Below are 19,068 nucleotides of genomic sequence, written 5' to 3'. Positions count from 1 at the left end.
GCCCGCACGCCTCGCTCCCATTCATGTGAGTCCACCCGCCTCTTCGCGAGGCCGGGAGCGCCAGTGCCAGGCTATACCACCCGGAACCAGATCGTCCCCATCGGTGGGCACGATTACCGTCTGCGTGTTCTCAGCGACAAACAGCAGTTCTCCGATCCCGACGGCCATGGCGAGCGCCTGGGCATCTCGTCCGCGCAATGGAGCCTGTTCGGCCAGATCTGGCCGGCAGGGCGCCTGCTTGCGCAGGCCATGCACCGCTTCGACGTCGCCGACAAGCGCGTGCTCGAACTCGGTTGCGGTATCGGCCTGGCCAGCCTGGTGCTGCAGGGCCGCGGCGCGAATGTGGTTGCTTCCGACATGCATCCGCTGGCCGAGTCTTTCCTTGCCTACAATGCTGCGCTCAATGCGCTGCCGGCGCTGCACTATCGCCACATGCGCTGGGACGTACCGCTGCCGACACTGGGGCACTTTGACCTGATCATCGCCAGCGATGTGCTGTACGAAATCGATCACGCGCTGCTGCTGTCCAGCGTCGTCGAGCGGCATGCGCTGCCCACGGCCGAAGTGGTGGTCACCGACCCCGGCCGTGGCCACAGCACGCGCTTCACCCGTCTTCTCACGGCCCAAGGCTTCGCGCTGATCGAAGAGCGCTGCCCGATGGACGACGAGGACCTGCCGCCGTTCCGCGGCCGCCTGCTGCATTACTCGCGCACGAAGCCTGCGTCGCTCGTGGAAGACCTGTCCGGGTAGCCCGTCGCTTTCCACACGTCGTGGATGCGCGCCGAGGCCTGCTCCCAGGGCAGGCCGGTGCAGTTCGAATAGCCGCGCCAGACGGCTTCGGCCCAACCGGCCACTTGCTGCCAGTCGTTACCGTCGACGATCTCGCGCGCGGATTCGCCGATCTCGCGGATCAGCCCTGCCGCCGTCAGGGCGTGCGTCGGTGGCATCTCCAGACCGGAATGACAGATCGCACCCGTCATTGCGAAATCCGCGCGGCCGCCACCACTGCCGACCGCCGGCCGCGCTCCGTGCAGGAACACAGCGATGACGGAGCGCACGTGGTCGCCGATCTCGCTGGCCGCCGGCGCTCCGCGCAAGCCGAACACGGTCTCCAGATAAAGATTGCCGCGGAGCATCGCCATGAACTCGAGCGCGGCGACATGGCAGTCATCGACGTCGATCTCGCCGCGGTGCCTGGCATCCTCCAGCGCTTCGCGGACGCGCCCGATCGCACGCCCGGGGCCGAGCGCCCAGAACATGTCCGCTGCGTCCTGGAACCGGCTCGAATCCGAGACCACGACCTTGTACAGACCGATCGCCGATATCGAGGTCATGGCCGTCATCACGCCGGTGCCGAGGGCCAGCAACGTGGCATCGAGCGACTCGTCCCGCCGCCTCGGGATCGCCCTGAGCGTCATGTTGACCGTTCGGTTCGCCACGAACTGGAAATGCTTCTTCAGCAAGGTCGATGCATCGACGCGGCGCGTGTCGGGCTCGCGCAGCAGGCGTCGGTAAAGCCCATTCGGCGTCCATGTCCGATACGAACGGCCGAGCAGGTAGGCCATCTGCACGCTGCAGTTCGACCACCCGCGCATCTGGCTGCCGCAACCCGGAATCGATTCGCGCACCTGCAGGATGTCGCCCACTCCTGCCCAGCGCAGGAACTTGGTCGCTTCATCGACGGTAAGCACGTTCACCATCATTCGTGTCCACCATGGCTCGACCAGCAGCCAGGTGCCGTCGCCGACCTCGCGCAACGCGAACACATGCTTGTGCCGCGCATCGGCGAAGCGGTGCCACCACTGCCGACGGAGCCCCGGGACGAAGCAGATCAGCCAGGTAGCGGCCTCGATCGTCACCGGGGAACCGTTGGCGTCGACCTCGATCGCCAGCTCTTCCGGCACGCCATCGCCCCGCAGCAGATCCGGGCGCTGTGGAATCCGCGCGACGGGGGCCTGGTCCGACTCAAGCGACCTGGGGAACAACGTAGTCACTCCGCGCCTCCGATTGAATACCGGCACAGAACAGTTCGATTATCTGGTTCACGTCGCGCTGTTGGGACGCGGCAACGATGTTGCGCGGCGCGACGCCGACGAGGCTCCACCTGGCCCGCAGCAGCGCCATCAGATGGCTAGCCAAGCGGTGGCTGTCGCCGCTCAGGTCGATGCCGGCCGACTGCGCGGCGCGGAAGAATCGCGCCAGTTCATCCTTCACCAGCCCCGGGCCATGCCTGTAAGCGTCGCGGCCGACACTGGCATCCCTGATCACGCCCGTGAGCGCGATCCGGTACAGGCGCTGCAGCTGCAAGCCGGAATGCTCGTTCGTCATCCGGATGGCGAACTCTAGCAGGTTCGCGCGGAACTCCTCCTCGTTCCTGCAGTAACCCAGTGGCTCCAGCGTCGACCTGGCGACCTTCTCCATGAGGGCGATGAGCAGGCCGCTGCTGCTGCCGAACTGGGCGACGACTTCCTGTTGACGGGTATTGCTCGCGGCGATGACGCTCTCGATGTTCGTCGGATCGCCATCCACGTTCCGGATGGCATCGGCGACGTCCCGCAGGATCGCGTCTCGCCGTGCGCCGGATGCATTGCGCGGGGGGATGATGCTCATGATTGCTTTCTAGTTGTCGTTGGTTGTGAACGTCTGCGTGCCTAGCCCTTCTCACCGACGCGGATCATCGGCGTGACCGACATGCCCACCCGCAGCATCGCCGCCGCCGGCTGGCCGCGATCGATGCTGATGCGGACGGGAAGTCGCTGCACGATCTTGGTGAAGTTGCCGGTGGCGTTGTGCGGCGCAACGGCGGAGTAGCTGACACCACTGGCGGGGCCAAGGCTCTCCACCTTTCCTTTCAGGACCTGGCCAGGCAGCGCATCGACTTGGATGTCGACGACGTGTCCGGCCCGCACGCGTGCCAGCTGGGTCTCGCGAAAGTTCGCGGCGACATAGACCGCATCGAGCGGAACGATCGCCAGCAGCGGTTTGCCGGCATTGACGAAGGCACCGACGCGCACGGATTTCTGCCCGATCGTGCCGCCGACCGGCGCACGGATGCGGGTATAGGACAGTTTGAGCTCGGCCGAAGCCTGGCCGGACAACGCCTGCGAATGGGCCGCCCGGGCTTTCTGAAGGTCCGCCTTGAGGATGCCCACCTGCTCGCGTGCGGCCTGCAGCCCCGCCTGATTCCTCTGTTGCGCTGCCAGCTGGATGCTCAACTGCGCTTCGGCCTGCTGCAGCGCCTGCAAGGTGCCCGATCCGTCGGCAGCCAGATTGGAGTAGCGCGCGCGATTGGTCCGCGCCAGCTTCAGCGAGGCGTTGTCCGCATCCAGGGCTGCCTGCGCCTGGCGAATCGCCGTCTCCTGTTGCACCAGGCGCGCCTCCAGACCGGCGACGGTAGCCTTGGCGCCCTCGACCTGGGCCTTGGCTGAGTTGACGGCAACGATGAAGTCGCTGTCCTCGATAGTGGCCAGCAAGTCGCCCGCCTTCACGACCTGGTTGTCCTTGATCAGGACGGCATCGACCGTTCCCGACACCTGTGGCGCGACAGTCGTGAAGTCGGCCTGTACGTAGGCGTCGTCGGTGGACTGGGTCGATGCACGGGACTCGTGGCGGTTGAGGAGGATCACGCCGCCGACGGCCACTGCGAGAAGCAGTGCGGCAACGGTGACCCTGGCTGTCTTCGGCAATGCCATGGCGGTTATCCGTGAGAAAGGGATGCAACGGGAGGTGTGGCAGGTACGGGAGAAGCGGGCGATGGCGCGCGCATCGCAGGCGCGGGGATATGGGTCAGGCGCAGGACGAGCGGAATCATGAGAAGAGCCAGCACGGCGAGTGCGCGATACGCATCGGCGGTCGACAGCACCAGCGACTGCTGCGCGATCATCTGCATCAGTTGCGAAGGCTCCGGCGCCTCAGGCAGCGAGTTGCCGACGAGGGCCGCGTGGTCGAGCAGCATCTCGGCATGGAAGCGGGCGCGAACGGTGGTGAACTGCGCCACCACCGCCACGCCGAGCATCGAACCGAACGCGCGCAGCGCATTGATCGTGCCGGAGATGAAAGGACCTTCCGCGGGCTGCACCACGCTGGTGATCAGGAACAGCATCGACACCACCGCCATGGGCTGGCCGAAGGCCTGCAACGTCTGCGCAGCCACGAACTGCTTCCAGTTCCAGTCGGCGTCCAGTTGCGAGGCGGCAAGGCAGGCCAGTGCGATCAGGGCCAGCCCGGAGGCGAACACGAGCCGTGCATCGATCCACTTCCGGTAAAGCAGCAGCGCGACCAGCGACCCCAGCACCAGTTGCGGCAGGGCCACGATCAGGCCGATCGGCGCGGTCTGCATGGCGCGGTAGTTCTGGATCTGCCCCAGGTAGTTGGCCGGCAGCAGCGAGCCCGACAGCAGCACTACGAGCAGCAGCACGAACAGGATGCAGCCCAGTGCCAGGTTGCGCCGTCCGAGGATCTGCAGCTTGAGGAACGGCGCCGGGTGGTACCACTCCGTCAGCAGGTAGGCGAACAGCAGCACGAGGCCCGCCAGCAGCGCGAAGGTGATCAACGGCGAGTTGAACCATTCCAGCCGCACGCCCTGGTCGAGTGCGATCGTGATCAGCCCCAGTGCCGGCACCCCGATGGCCATGCCCAGCCAGTTGGCCTGGCGGAATCGCGGCGTCTGGACGGCTTCGACCGGAAGTCCGCGGCTCACCAGCAGTGCGGCCACCAGCGCCAATGGCACGATCTGCCAGTACACCCAGCGCCAGTCCGAGATTGCGTCGGTCCATTGCCCGGCCAGCCAGATCGCCAGATTCGGCGCAAATGTCGCCGTCATCGCGTACAGCGCCAGCCCGTGCAGGCGGATGTGCGGCGGCAGGAACTTCAGCGCCGCCATCATCAGGATCGGAATCAACGTGCCGCTGCTGATGCCTTGCACGAAGCGCAGGCCGATCAGCAGGTCCAGGTTCTCGACGAAGGGCAGCAGCACTGCCAGCGCGGCGCAGGTGGCGACCATCCACAGGTGCATGCGGCGCACCGAGAGTGTGATGGCGAACCAAGCCGCGAACGGCATCGCGATCAGTTCGCCGGCGGTGTAGGCGGTGGAGACCCAGGATGCGTCGTCCAGGCCGAAGCCCAGCGCGCCGCGCACATCGGCCAGTGCCAGCGCGCCGACGCGGTTGTTCAGTCCCGCCATCATCGCGGCGAGGAAGATGCCGAGCAGCGCGCCGACCTGACGCAGAGACGGCTTGCCCGCTGCGGCCGGGGCAACCGGGGTCAGTGGCGATGCTGGCGACGTCGCGCGGGTCACTGCCCGGGTCCGACCGGAGCGGAGGCCGAAGCCACCGGAGCCGAAGAGAGTTCGACGTCCTCCGGATTCCAGCCACCGCCGAGCGATTTGTAGAGATTCACCAGCGTGAGCGCGGCGCCGGTCATGCTGGCATTGAGGCTGGTCTGGCTGGCCAGCACGTTGCGCTGCGCGGTCAGCACGCTCAGGTAGTCGGCGGCGCCTTCGCGATAACCCCGCTCGGCGACGCGCAACGCTTCGGAACTCTGCTCGAACGCGATGACCAGCTCGGCATGCTGTCGCTGTTGCGCGGCCCAGGCATCGAGGGCGTTGTCCACTTCGTGCCAGGCGCGCAGCACCGTCTGCCGGTAGGCGAGGGCGGTGAGCTTCTGCCGCGCTTCGTTCAACTCGAGTCGGCGGGTCAGCCTGCCGCCCTGGAAGATCGGCAGGAATACGGTCGGGCCGACAGAGAAGAAGCGCGAATCCCAACTGTCGAGATCCCCGCTCTCGAATGCTTCCACGCCGATCCGGCCCCTCAGGCCGATGCGCGGATAGAAGTCGGCCTTGGCCACGCCGATCGCGGCCGTGGCGGCGTGCAGCTGGGCTTCGGCGCGCAGGATGTCCGGTCGCCGGCGCGCCAGTTCCGAGGAGACGCCCACCGGCACGTTGACCGGCAGCGAAGGCAACGGCATCGCTTCGCGCAGTTCCGCATCCAGCGTGCGTGGCGGCGCGCCCAGCAGCAACGCAAGCGCGTTCATCTGCGCGTTGCGTCGCTGCGCCAGCTCGGGAACCAATGCATTGATCGTCGCCAGCTGCGCGCGGGCGGAGGAAGTTTCAAAGCGCGTGGCGACGCCATTGCGCTCGCGGCTTTCGGCCAGGCCGAGCGTGCGTTCGCCGATGGCCTGGTTCTGTTCGGCAATGTCCAGTTGCGCCTGCAGTCCGCGCAACTGCAGGTACGCCCTGGCGACCTCGGCAGACAGGGCCACGCGCGTGGCCTCGCGTTCGTACAGCGCGGCATCCAGGCTCGCGCGCGCTCCTTCGCGGACACGGCGGGCGCGTCCCCACAGGTCGATTTCCCAACTGGCGTCGAAGCCGAGCTGCCAGAAATCGCTCGGCGTTGAAGGTGCGCCCAGCGCGGCGAACTTGCCGTGTTCGCTCAGTGCCTCGCGCGAGTAGCTGGCGCTGGCGCCCACGCTGGGCAGCAGCGCCGAGGCGGCAATGCCGAGTTGCGCGCGGCTCTGCTCGATCCGGGCGGAGGCGGTCTGCACATCCAGGTTGGACGCCAGCGCACGCGCTTGCAGGTCCGACAGCAATGCGTCGTTGAACAGCGTCCACCACTGCGCGGGGACGCTGGAACCGGTCGGCTGCGCCGCGTCGGCGTGCTCGGCCCGCGGGGTCAGCACGGCCTGTTGAAGACCGTCGTCGGGCCTGACGAAGTCCGGACCCACCATGCAGCCGGGCAGGAGCACGGCCAGGCAGAGGGCCGCGCCGGCGCGACGTGGGCGACGGGGCGGTGACGGGCGTGAGGTCATTGCGGGATTCCTCCGGGTCGATCGGCCCGATCCGCCGCCACCGCCGCACAGCAGGGTTCATGAGGAAACGGGAGCGGGGGATTCGCTCCTGCCTGGGAAGGGGGAATCGCCATGAAGCACCTGTGGCGGCGGTCGCGGTGGCTGGTTGGGTACTGACTAGTACCGTTGCGAATAAAGGTAATGACCAGTACCGTTAATGTCAAGACCGTTCCGTTCAAGAGCCGGAGGCCCCATGCCCAATCCCCCGCCCAACTCCGCCGACCAGGCCTCTCCGCGCCGGCCTCGTCGCAGCTCCGACGAGCTGCGCAACCAGATACTCGAGGCCGCGAGCGAGCTGTTCCTGCGTGATGGCTATGCCAACACCAGCATCGACGCGGTGATCGAGAAGGTCGGAGGCTCCAAGCGCGCGATCTACAGCCACTTCGGCGGCAAGGACGATCTGTTCGCGGCGATGGTCACCAACCTGTCCGAAGCCGCGTTGCAGGCGATACCCGACGCCGGCGAGGACGTCGGCAACGACGTGCGCGCTTCGCTGATCCGCTTCGCCCGTGCGGTGATGCAGGTGCTGATGGATCCCAGGACCGTCGCGGTCTATCGGCTGGTCGTGTCGGAGAGTGGGCGCATGCCGGGCCTGGCCAATGCGTTCCTGAAGAACGGTTCGGGCCGGGCGGCGTCGGGCCTGGCGCGGTTGCTGGAGCGCTACGCGGCGGCCGGAGTGGTCACGCTCGCCAACCCGGCGCAAGCGGCCGAGCACTTCATCGGCATGCTGCGCGACGACTCGCACCTCGAAGTCGTGCTGGGCGTGCGCCCACCGCTGACGGAGCGCGAGTGGAGTCCAAGGGTGATCCAGGCCGTGGACATCTTTCTGGACGGAGCGCGCACGACGCGCCAGGCCTCATGAACGGTCCGCGTCATAGGCGCTGTCGATTGGTGCCCGTTGCTCAACAGCGCATGTCCACCGGCATGGCTGGTCGCGAACGACCGCGTCGCCTAGATTCCTTTGCCATCGGCCGGGCCATCGTCCGGTCCGGAGACTCCCGATGAACGCTGGATCCACCCATCCGGTCGATCTGCACCACCCCGTGCGCAACCTGTCGGACCGCGTTGCCTACGGAACGACGCGCTTCCTGCGCTTCTTCGCCGACACTCTGTTCGCCAAGCGCTACGGCAATCGCGCGATCGTCCTGGAGACGGTCGCCGCCGTGCCCGGCATGGTCGGTGGCGCGCTGCTGCACCTGCGCTGCCTGCGCTGGATGCGCGACGACAAGGGCTGGATCCGCACCTTGCTGGACGAGGCCGACAACGAACGCATGCACCTGATGACGTTCATGGAGATCGCCAAACCGAGCTGGTTCGAACGCATGATGGTGCTGATCGCGCAGGCACTGTTCTTCACCTTCTACCTGCTGCTCTACATCGTCTCTTCGCGCACCGCGCACCGCCTGGTCGGCTACTTCGAGGAAGAGGCGGTGGTGAGCTACACGCGCTACCTGGAAGAGATCGACGCCGGTCGCATCGACAACGTGCCGGCGCCGGCGATCGCGATCGAGTACTGGAAGTTGCCGGCCGATGCGCGGCTGCGCGAGGTTGTCATCGCGGTGCGCGACGACGAAGCCGGCCATCGCGACGTCAATCACGCCATCGCCGGTCAGCAGGGGCGTCCGGTTCCGGTCACGGAACCGCTGTAAGGGCGACTGGACCGCGCTACTACCAGACCAGGTCGTCGGGCACTTGGAACTGCGCGTAGTACGCGTCGTCCTCGGACGTTGCAGCGGCAGGATCCGTGCCCGCGTCCTGGCCGTGGTCGAGCACGATCATGCCGGCATCGCGCTCGCGCACCTTGTCGGCGGCCTCGCGCGGCAACAGTTCGAAGCGGTCGTCCAGGCGGGCGATCACAAGGGCGCCGGTGGACAGCTTCTTGCGCAGGTCCGCATTCAGCAGCAGCGTGCGGATGGCGCCGTCCACGGTGAAGCGGTACTCGCTCTCACCCGAACGCGGGACTTTCCTGTCCTCGATGATCTGTCGCGCCTGGGCGCGCAGTTCGGCGACGCGCAGCTGCGCCTTGCGCTCTGCCGCCAGTGTCCGGTCGCGTTCGGCCTTCTCGGCCCGCGCACGCTCGGCTTCCAGCTGGATCTCGCCGGGGCCGGACGGTCCCTTGGCATGGCGGGCCTTGTTCTGCTCGCGCGCGACCTCGGCCACCTTGGATTTCTTGACCAGGCCCGCCTTGAGCAGTTGTTCCTGAAGGGGATTCGCCTTCGCCATGTCGCTGATTCGTGCCTGGGGATTTCGGGCCCATCATACCCTCCGACCCCTTCGCACCCGCCCCGCACCGATGGAACCGCTGAAGTACCTCGCCGGCTATCCGCCACACGTTCAGGAGCGGGTGCGCGAACTGATCGAGCAGGACCGGCTGGGCGCGATGCTGGCCGACAAGTACGCCCAGGCCCACGCCGTGCGCAGCGACGGACAGCTGTATGAGTACGTGCAGGCGCTCAAGGACCGGCACATGCGAAAGGCGGTGCCGCTGGGCAAGGTGGTCTACGACAGCAAGCTGCAGGTGATGAAGCATGCGCTGGGCACCCATACCGCGATCTCCAGGGTGCACGGCGGCAAGCTCAAGGCCAGCCGCGAGATCCGCATCGCCACGGTGTTCCGCGATGCGCCGGCCGAGTTCCTGAAGATGATCGTCGTCCATGAACTTGCGCACATGAAAGAGACCGATCACAACAAGGCCTTCTACCAGCTGTGCACGCACATGGAGCCGGATTACCACCAGCTGGAGTTCGATCTGCGGCTGTTCCTGACGCATCTCGATGCCGGCAGGTGAATTCAGCGGCGCGGGAGAAGTGGGATTTGCGTCACGCTTGGCTGGCGCGCGGGCATCCGTCGCCCTTATGAGAATAAGTCTCGGCTGTCTACCGAAGGACACAATCCTTGGGTACAACGTGCGCAGGAATTCGCACGATCAGGGGGATCGGAGATGGAGCGTCGATTCAAACGGGTAACTCTCTCGCTTCTGTGGAGCGGGTGCCTCATCGCCGGGCTGATCAAACTGTTGGCGAACTAGCCACGGTCGCGGGTCGTCATGCGTCCAGCGAATACAGCTTCAACTGTTCGGCATCTGCGCCCAGTTGCACCATTTCGCGAAAGCTCAGCCCGATCCGCTCCAGCACCTTGATCGAGGCATCGTTGCCGGGCGACACGATCGCCAGCAACTGCGGCATCGCCAGAGTGCGCAGCGCGCGGTCGCGCACTGCCGCGCAGGCCTCGACCGCGTAGCCCTGTCCCCAGTGTCGCGGAAGGAATGCGTAGCCGATGTCGGCGGCCGGCAGCGTGTCGCGGCGGATCAGGCCGCAGGTGCCGACCGGAATGCCTGAGTCCTTCAGTTCGACCAGCCACAGGCCATAGCCATTGCGCGCATAGCTGTCGCCGGGACCGGTGCGGATGTAATTCAGCGCGCTGTCGAGGTCGCTCACGCCGCGGTCGCCGATGTTCTCCAGGAACGACGGATCGGTCAGCAACTCGAGGATGAAGGGTGCATCGAGTTCATTGAGCTCGCGCAGGTTGAGCCGTTGCGTCTGCAGGATGAGGGTCATCAATCACCAGTCCATATCATGCCGCCGTCGCCGTGACGCAGGCACGGCAGGATTCTAGCCGTTGCCTCAGCGCTTCAGTTCGAACACCGCCTGGATCGACTCGCGGTACTCGACTTCCGGCTGCAGGTAGCGGCCCTGCGCACGGGTGCCTGTGACCGTGATGGAGTCGAGGGTGGTGGACTCGCCGTACCGATATCCCTCTTGCAGCTTCGCAGAAAGACTGTTGATGCTGTAGACGGGGCCGATCTGGGCGTTGAACGAAGTGGCAAGCTCACCCGCGCGCAGACGGGCATCGTCGACAGCCTTGCGCTTGGCATCGTCGCGAAGCGCCTTGGCGTGGCTTGAGGCGAACTCGACATTGCCGATTCCGCTCGCGCCGGCATCCAGTCCGAAATCCAGCAACTCGTTGAGGCGGGTCAGGTCGTTGAGCACCACCGTCACGTTGCGCTCGGCAAGGAATCCGTTGGAAACCGGCTTGCCGTCGTCGTTGTAGTCGATGTCCTCGGATGCCGACAGATCGGAGGCCCTCACATCGTCGGCCTTGATCGGAAATCCATGCAGGCCATCGAGGAGCGCGTTCACCGCCGCATCGACTTGCTGCTTGGCCGGCAGCGGGCGTGAAGCGCGCCTGGAAAAATCGAAGCGTATGCGTGCCGAATCGGGCTTGGCCGAAACCTTGCCCTCGCCGGTGACCACCAGGTGCGGCCCATCGGGCAGCGGAGTACCGGCCAGCGCAAGAGTTGGAACCAGAAACAGCAGTGCCAGCAGTGTCGTGCGCATGGTCGTCCTCCCCGGGGAGCGGGCAGGCTAGCACGACGCGCTACTTCTCCTTGCGCCAGTTCAATGACGCGCGGTTCTCCAGCGTGCTCGATTCGATCTGCACGTCGAAGCCCTTGCGCAACAGGTATTTCAGCATCACCACCTGGCCGGTGCCGAGCAGCGACACACCATAGCCGACATACAGGCGCGGTGAGATGTTCTTGCCGATGCCCAGCACGCTGCCGCCGAGCGCGCGGCTGTCGCTGACGCCGGCATCATCGAGGCCGAGCTTGGCGCCGAGCTGCGAGGCGATCAGGCTGCCGCCGGCCGACAGCGCGGCGCTGGCGGCATTGAGCTGCTTGCTTTCGTCGGTGCTGGCGCTGGCCAGCGGGCGGCCGAGGGTCAGGTAGGCCAGCGCCTCGGACTGCGAACTGGCCGGATCCGACCAGACGTTCGCGGTCGGCGCACTGGCGCGGCCGCGGATGTCGACGCCGGCGGTGACATCGCCGACGACGCGCTCGGCGCGGATGTTGAGGATCGGGTCGGCGACCGGACCGTTCGACCAGGACAACTCACCGCGGGTGATGTCGAGTTCCTGCCCGTAGGCCTTGTACCGACCCTGCACCCTCAGCTGGCCGCTGGCGGTCATCTCGCGGCCGGGATGCGAGCGCACGCGCATCTTGCCGCCCAGGCTGCCGTCCAGGCCGAAGCCGTTGAGGCGCACGTCGTCGCCCAGCGCCAGGGTCAGGTCGAGCTCCAGCGGCGTCGCGCCGGTGTTCTCCGGGTCCTCCGGATCGAGCACGACGACATCGGGCGACGCCGACACGCCCTGGTCGAGCCGCTCCAGGTCGATCTTCGCCGACGGCACGGTCACCGTGCCGGTGACCTGCAACGGTTGCCCTGCGGCGTAGCGCACCTGGATGTCGGGACTGGCCACCGCATGCAGGTCGCGCGTGTCCGACACCAGCACGTTCTGCCCGCGCAATGTCAGCGTCAGCGGCGCGTCCATGTTCTGCCAGTTGAGCGAACCGTCGACATTGAGGATGCCTTCACCCGAACGCACCAGGCCATCGATGCGCGCACTGCCATCGGGCTGGGCGTTGAGGCGGATATCGCCGTCCTCCAGCACGATCGCCAACGACGGCAGTTCGGTGGTGAACTGCGACAGCCGCGCCTGGCCGCCCAGCTGCGGACGCGCACGCGTACCGGCCAGGGTGATGCGTGCATCGAGCCGGCCCTTGGGTTCGACGATGTCCGGCGAGAACAGTTCCATCCACACCAGCTCGTCGGTGTTGACCGACACCTCGCCGGCGATCGGCGCGAAGTCGTCCCAGCCGGTGGTGATGCGCGCGTCGATGTGGCCACCGCTGTTGAACGCCGTGCTCAGCTCGGCATTGATGCGCCGGGGATCGAAGGTCGCATTGAGGACGAGGTTGTCGTAGCTGAGCATCTCGCGTCGCGCGCGCTCGCTGTTCTTCAGGCCACCACCGGCCGAGCGCAGGTTGAACTGGCCGCGCCAGGCGTTGCCGACCGGGCGCAGCTGGCCCTCGAGCGAGATCTCGCCACGCAGCAGCCATGGCCGGCGCTCCTCGCGCTCGGGCAGGTAGGGCACCAGCAGGGTCAGCGGCAGGCCCTGGCCGCGCAGGTCGAGACCACGCCGTGGCCAGTCGGCACTGGCACACAGCGAACCGCCGCCGCTGGAGGCGAAGCAGCTGTTGCTCAACGCGCCATTGCGGCCGTCCCAGCGGAAGCGCGCGGCCTGCTGCAGCCGCCACGATGCGCCCTTGGCTGGCGCCAACTGGAAGCTGGCCAGTGCGCCTTCCCAGGTCGTACCGCGCTTGTTCGCATTGCCCGACAACTCGAGCGTTCCGATGTCACCGCGCGCCTGCGCCTGCACTTGCAGGGCTTCGACGGCGCCGCGCGCATCCAATGTCAGCGAGGACACCGGCACGCCGACATCGAGACCGCTGGCGCGCACCGCGATCGCGCCGTTGCCGCGCTGCCACGGCAGCCGGCCTTTCGCGCTCAGCGAATCGGCGCGGTAGTCGCCGTACTTGAGGCCGCTGCCGGTGAGGTCGGCGACCACGTCCGGCGCCGTGCGCGGGCCACTGAGCTTGAGCGTCCCGCGCAGCGTGCCGGCGCCGTCGGGCAACAGGTCGCTCAGCACCAGTGGCGAGAACTTCGCGTCGACGTCGAGATTGCTGGCGACCTTGCCCTTGGCATCGATGCGGCTGCCGCCGAGCGACAGCGCGACATCGCCTTCGTAGGCGGTCTCGCCGCCGGTCGTGCCGGCGCCGTGCATGGTGAAGCGGCCTTGTCCCTTGAGCGGGCGGTTGCGCAGGCGGCCGCCGAGATTGGTCGCGTCAACGCCGATCTCGAGTCCGCCGTCGTCGCGCGTCGAGCCTTTCGTCGCCAGCTGGCCGTTGATCGAGCCCTTCCACTCCGGCGCGAAGTAGCCGGGATCGAAGCCGGCAAGGCGGGCATTGATGTCCCAGCCCAGCGCCGGCGCCCAGGCCACGCTGCCACTGCCATCGAGGCTGCCGCTGGGCATCGTCGCCTTGAGCGTCTTGAGCAGCATGCGTTCGTCGTTGCCGCGGCCATCGAACTGCACCAGCGCCTTCTCGCCATCGCGACTGAGTGTCGCGTTGCCGATCGCCGCCCAGGCCTTGAGCGTGCCGGCGAAGCCGAGGTCGGCATCGGCGCCGATCATCGGCGATGCTTCCGCCGCCCCGCCGGATGTCTGCGCCGTGCTCTTCTCGCCGCCCCACTTCAGCTCGCGTGCGTTCACCGCGAAGCGGAAGCTGGCGTTCTCCGGATCCTTGAAATCGGCATGGCCACGCAGCGTCACCGCGCCATCGAACACGCGCAGCGCGAGCGGTTGCACGTCGAGCACCTGGTTCTCCAGGCGCACCTTCGACGGCAGCACGGTGGCGACCAGGTCGCCCTGGCGGAACTCGCCGCGCAGGTTGGCGTTGCCGCCAACGCCGTCGGCGCTGAAGCTGCCGATCAGCAGCTGGTCGTCGTCGCTCTTCTCGGCGGCCGTGACCAGGCCCAGGTCGAGGCCTTCGGCATCGACGACCACGTTCCAGTGCGGATCGTCCTTGCCGTGCAGCACCAGGCTCGCATGCAGAGGTGCGGGAACGTGGCCGGCGATGGCGACGTTCATGCGTGACAGGTCGCCGCGCGCGACCAGGCCGATGCGCGCCGGCGTGCGGCCATCGGCGGCGGCGAGCAGGCCGCTCGCGGTCAGGTTGGTGCGGTAGTCCTCGCGCGGCACGTAGTCGCCGTTGAGGTTGAAGCGGCCGTAACTGCTGTCCAGGTACAGGCGCTCGACATGCAGCTTGCCCTGCTGCGCATCCAGGCCGGTGCGCAGGGTGCGGATGTCGATCAGCTCCTCGCCTTCCTGCGTGACCAGGAAGCGATCGACGCGCACGTCGTCGGCCTGCAGTTCCAGCGGTGGCGCGATCTCCGGCAGCACCTCCGGCCAGCGTGGAAGCTCGAACGGCTCGTCGCTCTTGGGCAGCTCCAGGTGCGCATTGGCGATCTGCAACGCATCCAGGCGCAGGCGCTTGCGGATCAAGGGCCGGATCGCCGGATCCAGGTGCACGCGGTCGGCGGTGAACACGATGCGGTCATAGGTGAAGCGCACGCCGTTCATCGTCAGCGGGCCGGTCAGGGGGCCGTCGACCGAGCGCCACGACAGCGCCGCGTTCTCCGGCAGCCGCGAAACGATCTGCGCCAGCAACAGGTCGCGACCGCCGATCGTGGTCAGCAGCCAGTAGACGAAGGCGGCCAGCGCCAGCGTCAGCACGCCGGCAAGCAGGCTCGCGCGGATCGCCAGCCAGCGCAGGCGTGCGCGGCGGCGCTGGCGCAGCTCGGCGATGCGCTCCTCGTGCGGGTCGGGGGGCGTCTGGTTGCTGCCTTGCGGTGTCTGTTCGCTCATGACCACCTCACCAGTCTGCGCCGATGTTGAGGTAGATCTCGTACTGCGAGTCCGGGTCCTTCAGGCCGTGTGCGATGTCGAACCGCACCGGTCCCACCGGCGACTTCCAGCGCACGCCGAAGCCTACGCCGGTGTGGATGTCCGGCGTGTCGTCGAAGGCATCGCCGGCATCGACGAAGCCGGCCGCGCCCCAGGTGTCGTTGAAGTAATGCTCGAACTCGACCGAGCCGGTCAGCACGTTCTTGGCGCCCAGCGCGTACTTCTTGCCGTCGCTGCCGATGGTCGACGGCCCGACTTCACGGTAGGCATAACCGCGGATGCTGCGGTCGCCACCGGCGAAGAAGCGCAGGCTCGGCGGCATGTCGACCAGCGCGTTGGTGAACGTGCCGCCGGCTTCGCCACGCACGATCAGGCGATTGTTCGCGCCCATGCCGTGGTACCAGCGGGCCACGCCCCAGGTCTGCAGGAAGTTGGCATCGGAACCGACGCCTTCCAGGCCACCGCGCACCTCCAGCGTGATGCCGATCGCCTTGCGCGGGAAGATGCGGTCGTCGGCATCGATGTAATCACCGCGCAGCGACGGATACAGGAACGTGGCGTTGCGGTACTGCACCGGCGTGCTGACGTCGCCATCGTCGTCGGCGACATACGCCCAACGCTCGCGCAGTGCGTGGATCGAGGCAATCGCATTGAGACGTCGGCTGATCTGGCCGCTGCGGCTGGCGACCAGCTCGACCTTGCGCGTGTCGATGTAATCGCTCTGCTCGTCGTAGTACTGGGCACTGAAGGTGTACCAGCCGTCGAGCCAGGCGAAGGCGGGAATGCGGTACTGCACCGTCGCGGTCTTGCGCGTTTCGGTCCAGTCGATCTGGCCCAGTGCCTTGTGGCCGCGATCGTTGACGTAACGGCGCTCCATGCCCAGCCGCACACCGGCACCGCTGTCGGTGCCGTAGCTGACACCGGCGGTGTAGACGGTGCGCTTGGCGGGCGTGAGGGTCACTGCGACCGGCACCTGGTTGTCGACGGCCTTCTCGGGATCTGGCTCGATTTCGATCGAGGAGAAGTAGTCCAGCCGCGCCAGCGATTCGCGGAAGCGATCTAGCTTGCCCTGGTGGTAGTAGCTGCCCTGTTCCCAGTACACCAGCTTGTCGAGCAGGCTGTTGCGGATGATCGTCTGCGGCGTCTGCACGAAGGTGATCGGACCCATGTCGTAGCGGCCGCCGCTGGTCCATACCAGGTCGATGTCAGCGGCATGCTGCGCGCGCGTGACCTCGACCCTGCGCGAGGTGAAGTCGGCATCGAAGTAACCGCGCTCGGCCAGGCGCCGGGTGATCTTGGTCTTGCTGGCCTCGTAAAGCGCGTGGTCGAAGATGTCGCCCGTTTGCGGCCTGAACGCCGCCAGGTCTTCCTTCAGGTATCTGTCTTCGCTGCCCTCGCCGATGATGGCGATGTCGGCGCGGCGCACGCGCACCGGCTCCTCGAGGGCGACAGTGACTATCACCTTGGTGTTGTCGCCGCTGCCTTCGCGCGTGACTTCGATCTTCGGCGAGTAGTAGCCGAACGGCTCCAGCGCCTCGCGCGTCTCGTCATCGGCTTCGCGGACCAGGTAGCCAAGGCGGCGTCCGGACAGGTCCTTGCCGATCGCCTGGACGAGCGACAAGGCGCCACGCACGTTCAGCGTTTCAACCTCGCCCAGGCCCCGGATATCGACAGCCGTGACCTTCGCCGCCTGGGCGTTCCCGGCTGCGGCGATCGTCAACACGGCGGTGGCCAACAGACGGTACTTGGGGCGCATCAATGCAGGATAACCGGGCTTCATCCGTCAGCCAGTGAACAATCCGTGAGCCGGCCGCGGCGCATTGCAGCCGCGGCCTGGGTTGGCATTACATCGACAGGTGCTCGATCGCGGCCACGCTGCCCAGCCGCTCGGAAAGGCGCTTGAGCAGGGCGAGGCGGTTGTTGCGGATGCTCGCATCGTCGACGTTCACCATCACGCCGTCGAAGAACGCATCGACCTGCGGGCGCAGGCGCGCAAGGCGACCGAGCACGGCCACATAATCGCGGCCGTCGAGCAGCGGATCGGTATCGGCCACCGCGCTGTCGACGGCCTCGCCGAGCTCGCGCTCGGCCGGCTCGACGAACAGGGCCGGATCGATCGCGTCGGGAACGACGCCCTCGACCTTGCGCAGGATGTTGCGGATGCGCTTGTTGGCCGCGGCCAGTGCCTCGGCCTCGGGCAGCTTGGCGAACTCGCCGATGGCATTGAGGCGACGGTCGAAGTCCGGCAAGGAGTCGTGCGCGACGTTCTCGACCGCGTCGAACTGCGTGCCGGCCACGCCCCGGTCGGCGTAATAGCCGCGCAGGCGGTCGTAGACGAAGCTGGTGATGTCGTAGCTGCTGATGTCCTTGCCCTGGACCGGCTGCAGCGACAGCGCGCGCTCGACCAGGTCGTGCAGCACCACGTCGTGCCCGCCTTCGAGCAGGGTGCGCGCCAGGCCCAGCGCATTGCGACGCAGTGCGAACGGGTCCTTGTTGCCGGTGGGCTTGAGGCCCGCGGCGAAACCGCCGGCGAGCGTGTCCAGGCGCTCGGCAATGGCGAGCACCTGGCCCAGCGGGCTCGGCGCGATCGCATCGCCGGCGAAGCGCGGCATGTAGGCCTCGTCGAGGGCGTGGGCGACTTCCAGCGGATGGTTTTCGACCGCGGCGTAGTAGCGACCGGCGATGCCCTGCAGTTCCGGGAACTCGCCGACCAGGCGCGACTGCAGGTCGGCCTTGGCCAGCAGCGCGGCCTCGCGCGCCTGCTGCGGGTCGACACCGACCTGCGCGGCCACCATCTCGGCCAGCGTCGCAACGCGGGCGACCTTGTCGGCGATGGAGCCGAGCTTGTCCTGGTACTTGACCGTCTTCAGGCCGTCGTTCATCGCCGACAGGCCCTGCTTCATGTCCTCGACGAAGAAGAACTTGGCATCGGAGAAGCGCGGGCGGATCACGCGCTCGTAGCCCTTGCGCACTTCGCTCTCGTCGCGCGACTCGATGTTGGCGATGCCGATGAAGTGCTCGCTGAGCTTGCCTTCGGCGTCCAGCACCGGGAAGAACTTCTGGTTGGTTTCCATGGTGGCGATCAGCGCTTCCTGCGGCACTGCCAGGAACTGCCGCTCGAAACTGCACGACACCGCCTTGGGCCACTCGGTGAGGCCGTTGACCTCCTCGAGGATGCCGCTGTCGATGCGCGCGCTGCCACCAGCCGCGGTCGCGGCGGCGTTGACCTCCAGCACGATGCGTTCGCGGCGCTCGTCCGGGTCGACCAGCACCTTGGCGCCACGCAGGAACTCGACATAGTCGCCGGGCGTGCTGAACCAGACCGGCTTGTCATGCATGAAGCGATGGCCGCGGCTCATGCGGTCGCTGGTCACGCCGAAGATCTGCGCATCGACCACGTCCTTGCCGTGCAGCACCACCAGCCAGTGCACGGGGCGGGCGAAGCCATAGTCGTGATCGCCCCAGCGCATCGGCTTGGGGATCGGCATGGCCGCGATGGCCTCCCGCAGGATTTCCGGCAACAGCGCGCTGGTGCGCTCACCGGCCTTGACGGCGCGGTGGACGAAGCGCTCGCCCTTGCCGTCGCTGGTCTTCTCCAGCGCGGTCCAGTCGATGCCGGCCTTGGCGGCGAAGCCCTGCAGGGCCTTGGTCGGCTGGCCGTCGGCGTCGAGGGCGATGTTGAGGTACGGGCCGAGCACCTCGGACTTCTGTTCCGGCTGTTCGTCGGCGACGCCGGGCAGCAGCACGGCCAGGCGGCGCGGCGTGTACAGCGGCTTGGATTCGCCACGGGCGAAGGCGACGCCGCGCTTGCGCAGGCCATCGATCACGCCATCGAAGAAGGCCTGGGCGAGGCCGGGCAGCGCCTTGACGGGAAGTTCTTCGGTACCCAGTTCGATCAGCAGCGGTTTCATGTCGTCACGTTTCTCG

The 19,068-nt window shown here is 67.2% G+C and carries 15 protein-coding genes; 4 read left to right on the top strand and 11 right to left on the bottom strand.

What is annotated here, in order from left to right; genetic code table 11:
• Window positions 1–63: 63 nt before the first annotated feature.
• Window positions 64–750: a class I SAM-dependent methyltransferase gene (locus HIV01_RS13425; RefSeq protein WP_200607874.1), complete on the top strand. Its 687-nt coding sequence runs from the start codon at window positions 64–66 to the stop codon at window positions 748–750.
• Here HIV01_RS13425 and HIV01_RS13420 read toward each other — a convergent pair.
• Genes HIV01_RS13420 through HIV01_RS13400 form a run of 5 tightly spaced genes read right to left on the bottom strand, consistent with a single transcriptional unit; the run spans window position 702 to window position 6,804 of the window.
• Entirely contained in the window at window positions 702–1,994 is a 1,293-nt protein-coding gene (locus HIV01_RS13420) for a TetR/AcrR family transcriptional regulator C-terminal domain-containing protein (protein WP_200607873.1), read from the bottom strand. The genes HIV01_RS13425 and HIV01_RS13420 overlap by 49 nt on opposite strands.
• Window positions 1,966–2,610: a TetR/AcrR family transcriptional regulator C-terminal domain-containing protein gene (locus HIV01_RS13415; RefSeq protein WP_200607871.1), complete on the bottom strand. Its 645-nt coding sequence runs from the start codon at window positions 2,608–2,610 to the stop codon at window positions 1,966–1,968. The genes HIV01_RS13420 and HIV01_RS13415 overlap by 29 nt, the downstream gene beginning before the upstream one ends.
• A gap of 41 nt (window positions 2,611–2,651) precedes the next feature.
• On the bottom strand, window positions 2,652–3,641 hold the full coding sequence (locus tag HIV01_RS13410; protein WP_245156805.1) for an HlyD family secretion protein: 990 nt from the start codon (window positions 3,639–3,641) through the stop codon (window positions 2,652–2,654).
• Window positions 3,642–3,697: 56 nt separating this feature from the next.
• Complete coding sequence (locus tag HIV01_RS13405; RefSeq protein ID WP_245156804.1) at window positions 3,698–5,296, bottom strand: MFS transporter; 1,599 nt, start codon at window positions 5,294–5,296, stop codon at window positions 3,698–3,700.
• Window positions 5,293–6,804 (bottom strand): efflux transporter outer membrane subunit, encoded by a 1,512-nt coding sequence (locus tag HIV01_RS13400; RefSeq protein WP_200607867.1) that lies wholly within the window; start codon window positions 6,802–6,804, stop codon window positions 5,293–5,295. The genes HIV01_RS13405 and HIV01_RS13400 overlap by 4 nt, the downstream gene beginning before the upstream one ends.
• A 232-nt stretch (window positions 6,805–7,036) precedes the next feature.
• Here HIV01_RS13400 and HIV01_RS13395 point away from each other — a divergent pair, with 232 nt between their 5' ends.
• On the top strand, window positions 7,037–7,705 hold the full coding sequence (locus HIV01_RS13395) for a TetR/AcrR family transcriptional regulator (protein WP_200607865.1): 669 nt from the start codon (window positions 7,037–7,039) through the stop codon (window positions 7,703–7,705).
• A 139-nt stretch (window positions 7,706–7,844) separates the two neighbouring features.
• The gene (locus tag HIV01_RS13390; RefSeq protein WP_200607863.1) at window positions 7,845–8,492 is read left to right on the top strand and encodes an alternative oxidase; all 648 of its coding nucleotides are present in this window, start codon (window positions 7,845–7,847) and stop codon (window positions 8,490–8,492) included.
• 19 nt (window positions 8,493–8,511) lie between these two features.
• Here the strand turns inward: HIV01_RS13390 and HIV01_RS13385 are convergent, their stop codons facing one another.
• On the bottom strand, window positions 8,512–9,066 hold the full coding sequence (locus tag HIV01_RS13385) for a DUF2058 domain-containing protein (RefSeq protein WP_200607861.1): 555 nt from the start codon (window positions 9,064–9,066) through the stop codon (window positions 8,512–8,514).
• On the opposite strand from HIV01_RS13385, the gene HIV01_RS13380 reads away from it, so the two are divergent.
• On the top strand, window positions 9,065–9,631 hold the full coding sequence (locus tag HIV01_RS13380) for a M48 metallopeptidase family protein (protein WP_425600233.1): 567 nt from the start codon (window positions 9,065–9,067) through the stop codon (window positions 9,629–9,631). The genes HIV01_RS13385 and HIV01_RS13380 overlap by 2 nt on opposite strands.
• Before the next feature lie 256 nt (window positions 9,632–9,887).
• Here HIV01_RS13380 and HIV01_RS13375 read toward each other — a convergent pair whose 3' ends face one another.
• From HIV01_RS13375 to glyS, 5 genes are all read right to left on the bottom strand, one after another.
• Window positions 9,888–10,400: a GNAT family N-acetyltransferase gene (locus HIV01_RS13375; protein WP_200607857.1), complete on the bottom strand. Its 513-nt coding sequence runs from the start codon at window positions 10,398–10,400 to the stop codon at window positions 9,888–9,890.
• A 66-nt stretch (window positions 10,401–10,466) separates the two neighbouring features.
• Entirely contained in the window at window positions 10,467–11,180 is a 714-nt protein-coding gene (locus HIV01_RS13370) for an SIMPL domain-containing protein (protein ID WP_200607855.1), read from the bottom strand.
• A 40-nt stretch (window positions 11,181–11,220) separates the two neighbouring features.
• Entirely contained in the window at window positions 11,221–15,102 is a 3,882-nt protein-coding gene (locus HIV01_RS13365) for a translocation/assembly module TamB domain-containing protein (protein ID WP_200607853.1), read from the bottom strand.
• A gap of 7 nt (window positions 15,103–15,109) precedes the next feature.
• On the bottom strand, window positions 15,110–16,897 hold the full coding sequence (locus tag HIV01_RS13360) for an autotransporter assembly complex protein TamA (RefSeq protein ID WP_200607851.1): 1,788 nt from the start codon (window positions 16,895–16,897) through the stop codon (window positions 15,110–15,112).
• Window positions 16,898–16,985: 88 nt separating this feature from the next.
• Window positions 16,986–19,052, bottom strand: a complete 2,067-nt coding sequence (gene glyS, locus HIV01_RS13355) for a glycine--tRNA ligase subunit beta (protein ID WP_200607849.1) — start codon at window positions 19,050–19,052, stop codon at window positions 16,986–16,988.
• Window positions 19,053–19,068 lie beyond the last annotated feature (16 nt).

The organism is Lysobacter arenosi (assembly GCF_016613475.2).
In the GTDB taxonomy this organism is placed as follows: domain Bacteria; phylum Pseudomonadota; class Gammaproteobacteria; order Xanthomonadales; family Xanthomonadaceae; genus Lysobacter_J; species Lysobacter_J arenosi.
Note: the sequence above shows the minus strand (reverse complement) of the source record. Positions and strands in the feature narration are given on the sequence as shown.

Bases quoted from the DNA above. Each gene is read 5' to 3' on its own strand.
- HIV01_RS13415 (WP_200607871.1), bottom strand. From the start codon at position 2,610: ATGAGCATCATCCCCCCGCGCAATGCATCCGGCGCACGGCGAGACGCG.
- HIV01_RS13400 (WP_200607867.1), bottom strand. From the start codon at position 6,804: ATGACCTCACGCCCGTCACCGCCCCGTCGCCCACGTCGCGCCGGCGCG.
- HIV01_RS13395 (WP_200607865.1), top strand. From the start codon at position 7,037: ATGCCCAATCCCCCGCCCAACTCCGCCGACCAGGCCTCTCCGCGCCGG.
- HIV01_RS13390 (WP_200607863.1), top strand. From the start codon at position 7,845: ATGAACGCTGGATCCACCCATCCGGTCGATCTGCACCACCCCGTGCGC.
- HIV01_RS13380 (WP_425600233.1), top strand. From the start codon at position 9,065: ATGTCGCTGATTCGTGCCTGGGGATTTCGGGCCCATCATACCCTCCGA.
- HIV01_RS13385 (WP_200607861.1), bottom strand. From the start codon at position 9,066: ATGGCGAAGGCGAATCCCCTTCAGGAACAACTGCTCAAGGCGGGCCTG.
- HIV01_RS13375 (WP_200607857.1), bottom strand. From the start codon at position 10,400: ATGACCCTCATCCTGCAGACGCAACGGCTCAACCTGCGCGAGCTCAAT.
- HIV01_RS13370 (WP_200607855.1), bottom strand. From the start codon at position 11,180: ATGCGCACGACACTGCTGGCACTGCTGTTTCTGGTTCCAACTCTTGCG.
- HIV01_RS13365 (WP_200607853.1), bottom strand. From the start codon at position 15,102: ATGAGCGAACAGACACCGCAAGGCAGCAACCAGACGCCCCCCGACCCG.
- HIV01_RS13360 (WP_200607851.1), bottom strand. From the start codon at position 16,897: ATGCGCCCCAAGTACCGTCTGTTGGCCACCGCCGTGTTGACGATCGCC.
- glyS (WP_200607849.1), bottom strand. From the start codon at position 19,052: ATGAAACCGCTGCTGATCGAACTGGGTACCGAAGAACTTCCCGTCAAG.